13 protein-coding genes and 1 pseudogene are annotated in these 12,725 nt (G+C 70.8%); 9 read left to right on the top strand and 5 right to left on the bottom strand.

What is annotated here, in order from left to right:
- Nucleotides 1-64 precede the first annotated feature (64 nt).
- Nucleotides 65-1,453: an MFS transporter gene (locus tag OG289_RS47080; protein WP_327320160.1), complete on the top strand. Its 1,389-nt coding sequence runs from the start codon at nucleotides 65-67 to the stop codon at nucleotides 1,451-1,453.
- Between the two features lie 10 nt (nucleotides 1,454-1,463).
- Here the strand turns inward: OG289_RS47080 and OG289_RS49915 are convergent, their stop codons facing one another.
- Entirely contained in the window at nucleotides 1,464-1,685 is a 222-nt protein-coding gene (locus OG289_RS49915) for a hypothetical protein (RefSeq protein WP_442819048.1), read from the bottom strand.
- A gap of 279 nt (nucleotides 1,686-1,964) precedes the next feature.
- Here OG289_RS49915 and OG289_RS47070 point away from each other — a divergent pair, with 279 nt between their 5' ends.
- The gene (locus OG289_RS47070) at nucleotides 1,965-2,933 is read left to right on the top strand and encodes an NAD(P)-dependent alcohol dehydrogenase (RefSeq protein ID WP_327320159.1); all 969 of its coding nucleotides are present in this window, start codon (nucleotides 1,965-1,967) and stop codon (nucleotides 2,931-2,933) included.
- Between the two features lie 177 nt (nucleotides 2,934-3,110).
- On the opposite strand, the pseudogene OG289_RS49910 reads toward OG289_RS47070, so the two are convergent.
- Nucleotides 3,111-3,296, bottom strand: a pseudogene (locus OG289_RS49910) (transposase); the annotation flags it as partial.
- A gap of 592 nt (nucleotides 3,297-3,888) precedes the next feature.
- Between OG289_RS49910 and OG289_RS47065 the strand changes: the two are divergent.
- Together OG289_RS47065 and OG289_RS47060 are read left to right on the top strand one after the other, a co-directional pair.
- Complete coding sequence (locus OG289_RS47065; RefSeq protein WP_327320158.1) at nucleotides 3,889-4,416, top strand: SigE family RNA polymerase sigma factor; 528 nt, start codon at nucleotides 3,889-3,891, stop codon at nucleotides 4,414-4,416.
- 119 nt (nucleotides 4,417-4,535) lie between these two features.
- Complete coding sequence (locus tag OG289_RS47060) at nucleotides 4,536-5,738, top strand: hypothetical protein (RefSeq protein WP_327320157.1); 1,203 nt, start codon at nucleotides 4,536-4,538, stop codon at nucleotides 5,736-5,738.
- Nucleotides 5,739-6,263: 525 nt separating this feature from the next.
- On the opposite strand, the gene OG289_RS49905 is transcribed toward OG289_RS47060, so the two are convergent.
- Nucleotides 6,264-6,542 (bottom strand): hypothetical protein, encoded by a 279-nt coding sequence (locus OG289_RS49905; protein WP_442819047.1) that lies wholly within the window; start codon nucleotides 6,540-6,542, stop codon nucleotides 6,264-6,266.
- Between the two features lie 148 nt (nucleotides 6,543-6,690).
- Between OG289_RS49905 and OG289_RS47050 the strand changes: the two genes are divergently transcribed.
- The 3 genes from OG289_RS47050 (at nucleotide 6,691) to OG289_RS47040 (ending at nucleotide 8,730) form a co-directional block, all read left to right on the top strand.
- The gene (locus OG289_RS47050) at nucleotides 6,691-7,611 is read left to right on the top strand and encodes an ArsR/SmtB family transcription factor (protein WP_327320156.1); all 921 of its coding nucleotides are present in this window, start codon (nucleotides 6,691-6,693) and stop codon (nucleotides 7,609-7,611) included.
- Between the two features lie 180 nt (nucleotides 7,612-7,791).
- Nucleotides 7,792-8,166: a hypothetical protein gene (locus tag OG289_RS47045; RefSeq protein WP_327320155.1), complete on the top strand. Its 375-nt coding sequence runs from the start codon at nucleotides 7,792-7,794 to the stop codon at nucleotides 8,164-8,166.
- A 3-nt stretch (nucleotides 8,167-8,169) separates the two neighbouring features.
- Nucleotides 8,170-8,730 (top strand): hypothetical protein, encoded by a 561-nt coding sequence (locus tag OG289_RS47040; RefSeq protein WP_327320154.1) that lies wholly within the window; start codon nucleotides 8,170-8,172, stop codon nucleotides 8,728-8,730.
- On the opposite strand, the gene OG289_RS47035 is transcribed toward OG289_RS47040, so the two are convergent.
- Nucleotides 8,691-9,239, bottom strand: a complete 549-nt coding sequence (locus OG289_RS47035; RefSeq protein WP_327320153.1) for a hypothetical protein — start codon at nucleotides 9,237-9,239, stop codon at nucleotides 8,691-8,693. The genes OG289_RS47040 and OG289_RS47035 overlap by 40 nt on opposite strands.
- 400 nt (nucleotides 9,240-9,639) lie before the next feature.
- Nucleotides 9,640-9,762 (bottom strand): hypothetical protein, encoded by a 123-nt coding sequence (locus tag OG289_RS47030; RefSeq protein WP_327320152.1) that lies wholly within the window; start codon nucleotides 9,760-9,762, stop codon nucleotides 9,640-9,642.
- Between OG289_RS47030 and OG289_RS47025 the strand changes: the two genes are divergently transcribed.
- Complete coding sequence (locus tag OG289_RS47025) at nucleotides 9,755-10,390, top strand: hypothetical protein (protein WP_327320151.1); 636 nt, start codon at nucleotides 9,755-9,757, stop codon at nucleotides 10,388-10,390. The genes OG289_RS47030 and OG289_RS47025 overlap by 8 nt on opposite strands.
- A complete protein-coding gene (locus OG289_RS47020) occupies nucleotides 10,390-12,687 on the top strand; it encodes a bifunctional serine/threonine-protein kinase/ABC transporter substrate-binding protein (protein WP_327320150.1) in 2,298 nt (765 codons plus the stop codon). Before OG289_RS47025 ends, OG289_RS47020 begins: the two co-directional genes overlap by 1 nt.
- The last annotated feature ends 38 nt before the right edge of the window (nucleotides 12,688-12,725 follow it).

Raw genomic sequence — 12,725 nt, 5'->3', positions numbered from 1 at the left:
GCCGGGCAGTGTTCCCGGACGTGAGAGGTGGACCTTGACCGCGACGACTCACCCTGTTCAGCCCATGCTGAGTGCGCGCAGGCGCTGGACGGTACTGGCCGTCTGCTGCCTGAGCATGTTCCTGGTGGGCCTGGACACCACCATCGTCAATGTGGGTCTGCCGGCCATCGGGCGCGGCCTGGATGTCGACACGCGCGGTCTCGAATGGATCGTGGACGCCTACACCCTCGTCCTGGCCAGTCTCCTGATCTCCTCCGGCGCACTGGCGGATCGCTTCGGACGCCGCCGGGTGTTCCAGTGCGGGCTGGCCGTGTTCGGCGCGGCCTCGCTGGTCTGCGCGCTCGCCCCGTCGGCGGGCGTGCTCGTCGCGGCCCGCGCCCTGCAGGGCATCGGCGCCTCGATGCTCAGCCCCGTGGCGCTCGCGATCGTGGTGAACGCGATGCCGGACCCGAAGGAACGGGCGCAGGCGATCGGCATCTGGGCGTCGGTGTTCGGGCTGAGCATGGCCGCCGGTCCCGTCACGGGCGGCGCGCTGCTCGCGGGGCTCGGCTGGCGGGCGCTGTTCTGGATCAACGCACCGGTCATCGCGGCCGCTCTGCTGCTCAGTACGGTGTTCGTGCCGGAGTCCCGGGCACAGCGGGCCCGGCGGCTCGACCTGCCCGGCCAGCTCCTGCTGACCATGGTCCTCGCTGTCGTGGTCGGCGTCCTGATCGAAGGGCCGCGCATCGGCTGGACGTCGTCTGCGGCGCTGGCGGGATACGCGTGGGCTGCCGTGGCGACAGCCGGATTCGTGTGGGTCGAGTCCCGCCGACGTGAGCCGCTGATGGATCTGCGGCTCTTCGGGCGCCCGGTCTTCAGCGGTGCCGTCGTGGGCGCGGTGGCGGTCTTCGTCGCCCTGAGCATGACGCTGCTGCTGAACACCCTCTACCTGCAGCACACCCGGGAATGGACGCCGCTGGCCGCCGGCGTGGCGACCTTGCCCCTGGCCGTCGGGGCGACCGTCTGCGCCCCCTGGTCCGGCCGCATGGTCGGCCGCACGGGACCGCGGCTGCCGCTGCTCCTTGCCGGCGGTTTCATCACGGTCGGCGGGCTCTGCATGGTTCGGCTCACCCCGACCACGAGCGTGCTCCTGCTTCTGGCCGCGTACTCGCTCATCGGCATCGGGTTCGGCTTCGCCAACGCCCCGATCACCAACACCGCGGTCAATGGACTGCCACCCGCCCGTGCCGGCGTGGCCGGGGCGATCACCTCCACCGCACGGCAACTTGGCTCCGCCCTCGGCATCGCTCTCGCCGGCGGCCTGGTCACGGCCACCAGCCCGACGGGGCTCGCACACGCGTCCCGCCCGGGCTGGATCCTGGTCGCCACCTGTGGCGTACTGCTCTTCCTCGTCGCCCAGGTATCACGGCCGGAGGAGGCCACCACGGGCCCCGCCTCCCCACAAGCGCGGTGAGCCACGTGCCTCACCGCAACGCACCGTTGTCCGTTGAAGGGCGCCGCCGCCTCGTCGAGCGCTGCCTCACGTAGATCGGTGCGCCGTCGGGCCGGGCGGCGCGGATGTACGGGCTGGTGCGGACCAGGACGGCGTCGTCGTAGGAGGGCAAGCTGCCGGGGTCGGGCTTCTGCGGCACGCTCACCACCGGCAGGTCCAGGCGCCTGCCGATGACCTCGGCGATCTCCCGCACCGGCACACCCTCGTCGGCGACCGATCTTCTGGGCCACCAGCCGGTCGGCCCAGGCGAACCACTGCTCCATGTCCCTGACGCCGTCGGTGTCTCACCCCCTCCGTCGATGCTCGATCCCCAGGTCACCGGCTCCCACGAGGTAGGCCGTCGGGCGTACGGAAACTACATCGACCCCCATCCCAAGATCATCCTCCGGGGGCTCGTCGGGTGTCCGAATCATCGAGATGCTCGGTGCAACCGGGACACTCGGTGTCGGCGACCGCGAAGAGGAGCCCCGCCATGAAGGCGATCGTCCAGGATGCCTACGGACCCACCGACCTCCTGGAACTGCGCGACATCGACCGCCCCGTACCTCGCGACGACGAAGTGCTCGTCGAAGTGCGTGCCGCCGGTGTCGACCCGGGTGTGTGGCACCTCATGACGGGACGGCCCCATGTGGCCCGCGTCGTCCTGGGACTCCGTAAGCCCAGAAACCCTGTCCGGGGCTGGGACGGCGCCGGACGGGTGGAGGCCGTCGGCGCGAAGGTGACCGACTTCAAGCCGGGTGACGAGGTCTTCGGCAACTGCGACGGCTCGTTCGCCGAGTACGCCTGCGCCAAGGCCGCAAGGCTCGCGCTCAAGCCGGCGAACCTCTCCTTCGTACAGGCCGCCGCCCTCCCGGTCTCGGGCATGACCGCCCTCCAGGCCCTGAGCGGCAAGGCCCGCCCCCGGCCGGGCCAGAAGGTTCTCGTCATCGGCGCCTCCGGCGGCGTCGGTTCCCTCACCGTCCAGCTCGCCACGATGTACGGCGCCGAGGTCACCGGCGTCTGCGGCCCCACAGGCGGGGACTTCGTCCGCTCCCAGGGTGCCGCCCACGTCATCGACTACACGCGCGAGGACATCACGGACGGCCCCCACCGCTACGACGTCATCGTCGACAACGCCGGCCTCCGCCCCCTGCCCCTCCTGCGTCGCGCTCTCACACCGCGCGGCACCCTCGTCATCGTCGGCGGCGAGGGCGGGAGCGCCTTCTTCGGCGGTATGAGCCGCGGCCTCCGGGCCGGCCTGCTCTCCCCGTTCATCGCCCAGAACCTCCGCAGCCTCATGTCCCTCCCTCGCGGCGAGGACCTCCTGACACTCAAGGACCTCGCGGAAGACGGCAGGATCACACCCCCCGTCGACCGCACCTACCCCCTCGCCGAAGCACCCGCCGCAATCCGTCACCTGGAGAAGGGTCACCCCCGGGGCAAGATCGTCCTCACGGTCTGACGGGCGGGTGACGTGACCTGGGCCGACTCCGCGCGAGTCGGGCCTCGGTCACGCGCTCCTGACGACCGGGACGGCCGACGCTGCCGAGCGTGGGACTCCTCGCCGTGGTCCACCCGCGCCACATGGCCGGACCACGGCACGATCCGTGGGAGGCGGTCGCGGCCGACTCCCGTGGGCGAAGAGGACTTCCCTGGCCGCGTCGCGATCGCTGAGCGAGGCAGGGTGACCATGACCGGCGGCGGCAGGCCGCGCGTGTCGGCCCCAAGGTGCCGCTGACAACCGTTGGTCCTTTCGCCCGCGTCGTAGCCGTGCGAGTTCCTCCCGACGGTTTCGGCGGCCTTGGCTCTGGAAGTCGATCAGGGTGGACCATCATTTGCGGCCGGAGTCCACAACATGGCGCGTCGCGTCGACGTTTCCGCGCCGGGGGTGCTTGCGGACGGCCGCCGGTGGGGTCTCGCGAGCGGGCGACGGCAACAGTCCCTCGACCAGGGCCCGTTCGTTGTCGGTGGTGACCGAGGGACAGCGGCGACGACGCGGCGCTGTCTGTGCCGTACGCGCCCGAAACAAGACCGGCTCAGTCGGTGTGGCGTCGGTCCGGGTCGAGTCGGCTGAGGACGGCGTGTACGAGGGCCCGGCCGGAGGCGGAGCGCGATACGCCGACTGCCGCAAGCTGATCCCGCCGCGCCGCCCTGAAGACCTCTTCCACGGCGCGGGCGTCCCTCGCGGGCCCTTGAGCCGTCAGCAGGCGGACCGGGCCAGTCCCGCAGGCAACTGCCCGCCACTTGGCCGAGACGCTTTCGACTCCCGCCGTCCCGGCCGCGTCGGGGCACCACGGACGGCACCGCAGGCCAGAACCCGCCAAGCCCCCACCTGCCCGGGACAGGACATGAAACATTTTGCGCGGCCGACCGCGTCGGTGAGGTGTAGGGCGACGCAACGGCATCGAGGGGTGGGCATGAGAAGGTCCCGGACATGGTCCCGGACGGATGAGTTCATGGAGTTCGCCGCCGCGCGCGCAGGGCATCTGCACCGCTCCGCGTGCTTGCTCACCAGCGGCGACACACACCTCGCCGAGGATCTGGTACAGGAGACGCTCAGCCGGATGTACACCGTGTGGGGCCGGATGTCCCGGATCGACAACCCTGCCGCCTACGCCCAGACCGTTCTCGTGCGTACGTTCATCACCCAGCGGCGTCGGTACTCCGCGACCGAACACCCCCTGGCCGAACTGCCCGACACAGTGGCCCTGGGCGGCACGGACGACCCGGCCCTGCGGCTCGCGCTGCTGGCGGCCCTGCGGGAACTGCCGCCCAAGGACCGGGCGGTGGTGGTGCTGCGCTATTGGGAGGACCGCAGCGTGCAGGAGACGGCCGACGCGATGAACGTCAGCTCCGCCGCCGTACGCACTCGCTCGAGCCGGGCGCTGGTCAAGCTCCGCGAACGGCTGGGGGGCGGCCTCACCGAACTGATCACCCCGGCCTGACCTCCTGGTCGTCCGTTCTCCCCTTCTCTTTTTGCGGCGGACAGCCGGGCCGAGGAGGGCCCGTTCCGTTCGCCGATCCGCTTCCCTTCCACGCCATTAAAGGAACTGGTGGTTTGCGCATGCACTTCGAAGACGAGTTCGCGAAGGTGCTCCGCGACACAGCGGGCAGCTTCACCGCCGACCGGCGTTCTCTGGCGGAAGGCAGCCTTGCCCGCGGCCGCCGCAGGCTGGCCCGCCGCCGGGCCTGCGTTGTCGCCGGCAGCGCGCTCGCCGTCGTCCTCGTGGCCACGGCCGGTGTCCGACTGGGCGGAGAGGGTGACGGTGACGGCAACGTCCGCGGCGAGCAGGCCGCGACACCGCGACCGGCAGACGACTACCGGCACTTCGCGGTCACCGCCGAGCAGATGGAGAACATCCTGCACAACGGCATGAACCAGGCCGGAATCGCCGTCATGAACCCGAAGGTGCAGGGAACCGGGAGCACCGACCGCGCCCGGGCCGCCACCGCCTCGATCGACTTCGGGGACACCAGGGGCATGGCCACAGTCACGCTGTCGGTGCGCCGCGTCGACCCGGCCGAACAGGACCTCAAGAAGCTGATCACCTGCCCGCCCGACAAGGATTCCCCGTACGAGGAGTGCACGACACAGGGCGACAACCGGGCCCTGAAGGGGTACACCGAGGCCGGCAAGGCGGGTGGGGTCAAGGAATGGGCTGTCACGATGCTCTCGCCCAGCGGGTACCTCATCGACGTCGCCACCCACAACCTCCCCGCGGCCAAGCAGACCGAGGCAGCGTCCGTGAGCCGCAATCCCCGTATGAGCCCCGGCAAACTGCGCTACCTGGCGATGTTCGTCGAGAGCTCCTTCACCGGCGACGGGGAGGCCAACTCGCTCGGAACGGTCGAGCCGGGCTCCGAGGCCGAATCCGGCGACATCCTGCCCGTCCTCAAAACCCTGCTGCCCAAGCGCCTCCACATCACCTCGGAAGGCGGCTCCGGAGCGGACGGGCACGTCGTCGTGACCGACCGGAAGACCGGCTGGCGGACCTACATCCAGGCCACGCGGACCTCCGGCGACAAGGAGTTCTGGAACGAGACCCTGGCCGACGGCACCAAGGTGGGCACCCTGCAGACTCCCGGCCTGCAGCCGGGAGTCGTACATCTGCGAGTCGACGCACTCCGGGTGAACGGCCTGTGGATGTCCATCAGTGCCTACAACGCACCCACCCCCACCTCCACACGCAGCGGAACCGCCCCGCTGATCACCACCGGAGAACTCAGGGCCATCGCCACCAGCCGAACCTGGCTCCTCGCACGCTGACGCCGGCAGCGCGGCGGGCACTCCGTTTCACGCCGCGCCCGAGCAAGCAGCGCCGGACCAGCACCGCCGCGAACGCCAACCGCACAGGCGCCGCCGCGAAGACAACCAGCCCGGCCGGCGCATCTGCCGAGCGGGACGCCTGCCGGGCGGGACAGGCAGGAGGGCCAACCCGTCTGCCGGGCGGGACGGGTGAGCGCCCGGCGCACGGGGCGCCCCCTTCAGGCGACACCGTGCAGGGCACCTGCCCTCCCCCACGGGCACGGCCGGCCCCCATCGTCGAACAGATCACCCCGGGAATCACCGGTAGGTGACCAGCGGAGTGCTGACTTGGATTCGCACCGGCGTTCCATGACGTGACTTGCCGCGACGGACCTCTACCGCCGTCCAGGGCAGCGCCGTTCGTTCGGCAGGCGGTGAGGAGGCCACCGCGGGCGGCTTCAGGAGTCCGCGGACAACGCCCGGTCGGCCGGCAGGCCACCTGCGGTCGCGCCTTGTTCGACGCCTTCGCCTCGAACGAATCAAGGACTACGAGCACAACACCGGCTCCTTCTCCGGATCGTCCTGGCCGAGGGCCACGGTGTGTGTGACGACGGCGGGGTCGACGCGGTCCAGATCCTTGCCGCGCCCCACGCTGGCGATCACCGTCGCCCCGCCCCAGTGGGCGAGCTGTGCGGCCAGGGAGCCGACTCCCCGATCGGCCTCGACGTCGCCGCGCCCCGGCGCCGGCCGCATCCGGTCCGACCGGGACGTGCGTGGTTGCCGGTATCCGATGGTGCAGGGGTCGTCATCGAGGCCCCCGCTCACCAGACTGAGCGGGGGACGACATTGACCCAAACGCCCCGACACACCCCGTCAAGTTCCGCAGCATGCGACCACAGGGGGAACTGTGCTCCGCATTCATTTCAGCAGTGCTGATCTCGGACGCTTACGTCTGGCCGCACGGCCGGACGTCATGTGGGAGACGATCCTGAGCCTTCACCAACTCGTCGGACCGAACCCCTTCTTCGCTTCCTGGAAGCGCATCGTCTGCAAGGCACTGGCCGATGCCGGCCTCGGCCAGGATGTACAGCTGCTGACGGCGATCATCCCGATCAGCTCCTACTTTCCCGACTTCCTGACTCCACCAGGACACAGCACAGCCCTTGACGCCGGAATCGACGAAGTCCTGTCCACGAGCAGATGTCGCCTGCGCACCGAAATCGAAAGACTCGTCGGGGCTCGGGGGTCACATCCGTCGACCTGGCTCGCCGGCATCGGCGCCGGAAGTCCTCCTGAGCTGCGCTTGCTTGGCGCGGCACTTCGCCGCTATCACGCCGTCGCACTGGCACCGTACGCACCTGCGACGCTGACGTGGGTCAGCCGCGACGCGGCCCGCCGAGCACAACTGCTCGTGGAGCAGGGCAGTGAGGCTCTGCTCAACACCCTCAGCCCCGGGCTGCGTTGGCGGCCCCCGGTCTTGGAGGTCACTCACCCGGTGACGCAGAATCTCCAGCTCGCGGGGCGCGGCCTGCACCTGATCCCCAGCTTCTTCTGCCACAACCATCCGATCGGATTCGCCTGTCCGGAGCTGCCCCCCGTCCTGATCTACCCGGTCGCACGCCCATCGCTGTGGATCCCGCAGACCTCGATGGCCGGACAGAGCGGACGGAGTCTCGAAGAGCTGATCGGGCCGACCCGCGCGGCCGCGCTGCGTTTCCTCGGCACCGGCCACAGCACCACCACGCTCGCTACCCGTCTGCGCGTCTCCGCTTCCACGGCCAGCCGCCACGCCGCCGCGCTGCGCCGGTCCGGTCTGGTCGCCACCGAGCGGCTCGGCTGCTCCGTGCTGCACACACGCACGCTTCTGGGAACCGCGCTGGTGCACGGCGGCTGAGGACGAGCACGGAATCCGCTGCGATGCGGGGCCTTTGCCGGTGAATGCAAAAGGTACGCCCGTGCGAGCGGATTCCGTAGCGTTCTTCTCCCACGGCCGCGTCGTCTGAACCCGCACACCGGAGGTGTGGCGGTTTTCAGAAACGCGGAATTCCCGATTCCGAAAGGAAGCGTGAGGAAAATGGCAGTGAGATTCAACTGGTCTCCGCGGAAGGCCGCCACGGCGGCCGCCATGACGGCGATGATGGTCATCGCGCCGGTGATCGCGGCGACCGACGCCCAGGCACTGGGCAACAACCGTGAGGTCTCGCGCAGTTGTGGCACCAACCGCGTCTCCAGCGGCTACACCGGAAGCTACAGCTGGGCCCTGACCGTGAAGGCGTCGGGAGACTGCGCCGGCCGGCTGAGCGCGGCTCTGGAGCGGAACAACGGTTTCTGGACGACCCGCGTGTACGGCACCAGCAGCCGCGCGTACGCCACCGACACCACCAACACCGTGGCTGACAGGTACGGCCTGCACTGGGGCTGCGACTCCTGCAATGTGACCAGGTCCTGACCTATGCGCAGGGCGACGATCGTCGTCGCGGGAATTCTGGCCGCCGCCGTCGTGGGCTGTGCCCCGGCCGACAACGGCGGCGGCCAGGAGCCTCCCGGCGACATACCGCTTCCCGGGCAGGAGTGGGCGCTGGCCGACGGGAAGGTCACTGCGGCGGAATACCGTACGGCGGTTGACCGATTCGTTTCCTGTGTGAGGGATGCCGGCTACGCCGTGAGTGATCCCGTACGCAGCCCTGCGGACAATCTGACGCTGATCTACGACATCACACCCAGCGGCGAGCCGGACACATACAACAAGGCCGTTCAGACCTGCAACCTTGCTGACCTGTCCCTTGTCGAGCCGACCTTCGTCGAGGCACATCAACAGGTCATGGACAAGGCCTTGAGGGTGGCGGTCAGCGACTGTGTGAAACGCCGGGGCGTCCGGCTGACGGCCCAGGAACGCAATCTCGCCGACTTCGCCGCCTCCGCCAAGGACGACACGAAGGTCGTCGACTGCGTGACCGGGCAGTGGAGGCGCGTCTACCCGAAGTTGCCGACGGTCGTGCCGCTGCGCTTCTGAACGGAACGGGGAGAAGCACGCGGGTCCGCCAGCGGTCCCGCCCCGCTCCGCGGCGGGACCGGCAGACCCCTCGGCGCGACGGTCGGCGGAGCGCTGGTCTCGAAGCCTGCACGGGAGGCCTCGCCCTCGTCGGCGGGCCGCCTGGTGCCGCCGGCCCCTTCTGAGCGGTTGCGCTCGATCGACAGCATGCCATCGCCCCGCTGTGCCGGCTTCCGGACATTGCCCGGTGGGCCCGGACAGCCGTACTCGTCGCGCCAGGAGGCTTTCTCCACCTGGCCGAGTTCCATCCCTTCGCCGACGTCCTGGCCGAAGACGGCCGCACCGTCGAAAACGACTGCTTCCGGCGTGACCCCATCGTCGAGGACGCACCCGGAAGCCATGACGACCCCAGCGCGCCGACCACTGCGACTGTGACGGTCGAACGGCGGCACGGCGTCGGCGATGTCGTCAGCGCCCTGACCGCCGCCCGCCTTGGCCTGGAGTTCCCGCACGAGTACAACCGCGGCCACTTCCGCCTTCCCGCAGGACTACACGTCCCCCAGGGTTCGCTCCGGGCGGCGAAGGCGGAGCAGGACAAGCCGGGGGGTGCCGCTCTTTGGAGTCGTCCCTGTCCCATGTGACCAGGAGGGCGTACGGCCAGGGGCAAGGTCCTCGACGGGCATGGGTCGAACTCCGTGAGCATCGATCGGGAGCCCCCCGGGTTGGACGCCTGCGCGAAATACGTAGCCCGATACGTGGTTCTACTGAGGTCCCCTCCCTCCCGGCCGTCTACGTTCGGGACGTCGGACGGCGCGAACGGTGTTGAGGGGACTGAGTGGCAGGCAACGCCCAGGGAATGCGGGGAAGTTGGGTGACCTTGCTGGTGGCGGGGAGTCTGCTGGCAGGCGGTTGTTCGGACCAGGGAGCGGCTCACGGGCCTTCCCGGCAGAGCGGTTCGCCCGCGGCCAGTGCTCCGGGGGCTTCGGCCGGTGCCGCCTCGGGCGCCGGGGCGACCCCGTCGGACGGCGCGTCAGCAGCCTCTTCCGTGTTCACGCCTGATGCCTCCCTCGTCCCCCGGACCTCGCAGGACGGGCGCGGCCTGGCCGAGTCGGTCGTGCTCACGCCGGGCGACTGGGGCCGGGGTTACGTCGCCCAGGAGCCGGCCGAAAGCGCGCCGGGCACCTGGGCCGTACTGGACGAGAGCTGCCGGTGGGAGCGGGAGAAGCTGCCGCGCGCGGTGCTGGCGAGCACGTCCCGCTACAGTCGGCTGCCGGCCGGCGGGGGCAAGGGCGCGGTCAAGGTGACGGCCGTCGCCACCGTGCACGCCTCCGTCCTCGGGGCCGACGAACAGCTGAGCGCCACCCTCGAAGAGGTGCTGCGCTGCCCGGAGCAGCAGCCCCGGTCGGACGAGCGGATCACGGGTCTGATGTCGCTCGGCACCCCCTTCGGCGCCCGCGACCAGGAGTACGCCGACGACTCCCTGCTGGAGGCGGGTCAGTACGTCGAGTACGGCGGCGCGGCTCAGCCGTACCGGTGGATGCTCGCCCGGCTGGGCACGGTCGTCGTGGCCGTCTCCGTGACCGGCGGCACCGGCTACACCGAACAGGAAATCAACCACATGGGCAGCAAGGCCCTGGCTCAGATGCTGACGCGCGTCGAGCAGCGGCTGAAGGGGAAGTGATGGAGCCGCTGCGTACCTCCGACCCCGCCAGGCTGGCGGGCTACCGGCTGCTCGGAAGGCTCGGCGCGGGCGGTATGGGTGTGGTGTACCTGGCCCGCTCGGCCGGCGGAACCCTGGTCGCGCTGAAGGTGATTCAGGCCGAGTACGCCGAGGACCCCGATTTCCGGGAGCGGTTCCGACGCGAGGCGGCCACGGCCCGCCGGATGACCAGCCCGTGGGTGGCGTCCCTGGTGGACGCGGACCCCGAAGCCGCACAGCCCTGGCTGGCGACCACGTTCGTCCCCGGTCCCTCGCTCGCCGAGGCCCTCGCCGAGCACGGGCCGCTGCCGGTGCCGAGCCTGCGGGTGCTGGGGGCGCGGCTCGCCGAAGCACTGGGTGAGCTCCACGCGGCCGGTCTCGTGCACCGGGACGTCAAGCCCGGCAATGTGCTGCTGGCGCTCGACGGACCACGGCTGATCGACTTCGGTGTGGCCCGCGATCCCGAGGACACCTCGCTCACCTCGACCGGTGTCGTGGTCGGCACGCCGGGGTTCCTGCCGCCGGAACAGGCGCGGGGCGGGCGGGATCCGGGACCCGCCGGAGACGTCTTCTCGTTGGGCTGTGTGCTGGCCTTCGCGGCGACCGGCCGTCCTCCCTTCGGTACCGGGTCTGTTGATGCCCTGCTGTATCGCACGGTGCACGATGCGCCGGATCTGGAAGGCGTTCCCGCGGAGCTCGCCGAGGCGGTGGCCGGCTGTCTGGAGAAGGACCCGGAGTTGCGGCCCACGGCCGAGGCACTGTCCGAGGCCCTCACGGCCGCCAGGCCCTCGTCGCCCGCCTCGCCACCCGACCCTCGGGAGGCCCTGAGGGTCGTACGTCCGCCAACACCCGTGGCCGACGGGATTCCCGGCGAGAAGGAGCCGGCCTCCGGCGACGAGGCCTGGCTGCCCGAGCCGTTGGTCCGGCTGATCGCGGAACGGTCGGCCGCCGGGCTCGCGCTGCCTTCCATCGACGACACCGAGGTCGACGCCGCGTCCGCCGGTACCGCGCCCCCCGACGCCGCTTCGACGGACACCCCAGGCGCGCAGCCCGCGCCCCGTGGCATCGGCAGACGCCGGCTCCTGCTCCTGACCGGGGGCGCGGCGGTCGTCACCGCCGGGGGCGGTCTTGCCGCGTGGGCGGCGCTCTCCCGTGACGGCGAGAACGACGCCCCCGCCCCGGCGTCCACGGCCCAGCCCGTGCACACCCTCGGTCTGCACGCCGAACTGACCGGTGATCAGAAGACGGTCGGCCGGGCTCAGGAGCGGGGGCTGCGGCTCGCGGTCGACGAGTTCAACTCCCGTGCGGACAGGCCCTTCACGCTCGCGGTGAAGACGGTGGACGACGGCGGCGATCCGGCCCGGTCGGTCGCGGCGGCCAAGGAGCTCGTCGCCGACCCTTCCGTGCTGGCGGTGATCGGTCCCACCACGGACGCCACCGCCCTGGCCTCACTGGCGACGTACGACGCCGCCTCGCTGCCCCTGATCGCGGTGTCGCCCGGCGCCACCGTGCTGGGGGTGATGGGCAGCCGTTCCTTCCTGCACGCCCGGGTGACGGACACGATCCTGCCGTTCTACCTCAACGCGTACCTGCGCGGCACCGCGAAGTCGCGCACGGTAGGGATCGTCGACGACCGGGCTGCGGACGCCTACGCCTGGGAGATCAGCAGCACCCTCGCCAAGATCATGCGGGACGCCCGCCAGCCGGCCGTGCCGAAGGTGGTCAGCGCCCTGCGCACCGACTTCGGGCCGACCCTGGACGCCCTGCTCGACGGGGGCGCGGACTCCGTGGTCTTCGCCGGCTACCACGACCGGGCCGCGCTGCTGGCCCGGGAACTGAGCAGCCGTGACTTCCCGGGGGCCAGGGCCGCCGCCCAGGGGGTGCTCGACGCGCGGTTCCTGTCCGCCGCGGGGGACGCGGCCGACGGCTGGGCAATCGTCGCCCCTGTCATGGACGCCACCGTGGCGCCCGAGGCGAAGACGTTCACGGCCGCTTACCGCAAGCGTTTCGACGCGGAGCCGGAGCGGTACGCCGTCGAGACGTACGACGTGGTGCAGCTCGCCGTGCGGACTCTGCGCTCGCTGACCACCGGGCGCCGCACCCGGCAGAACCTGACGACGGCGCTGCGCTCGGCCACGTACAAGGGGATCAGCCGGAACCTCGCGTTCGACAAGAAGACCGGGGCCCTGGTCGTCGACGGCAGCGGGGTCTACCTGTGGAAGGTCGACGACGGCCGGTTCGCGTACCAGGGCGTGGCTTCCTTCCAGGTGTCCACCTGATGGAGCGCTTCGTACCAGGTGTCCACCGGATGGGGCGT

The organism is Streptomyces sp. NBC_01235 (assembly GCF_035989285.1).
GTDB lineage: Bacteria > Actinomycetota > Actinomycetes > Streptomycetales > Streptomycetaceae > Streptomyces.
The sequence above is the reverse complement of the archived record's forward strand: the minus strand, read 5'-3'. Positions and strand labels throughout refer to the sequence as shown.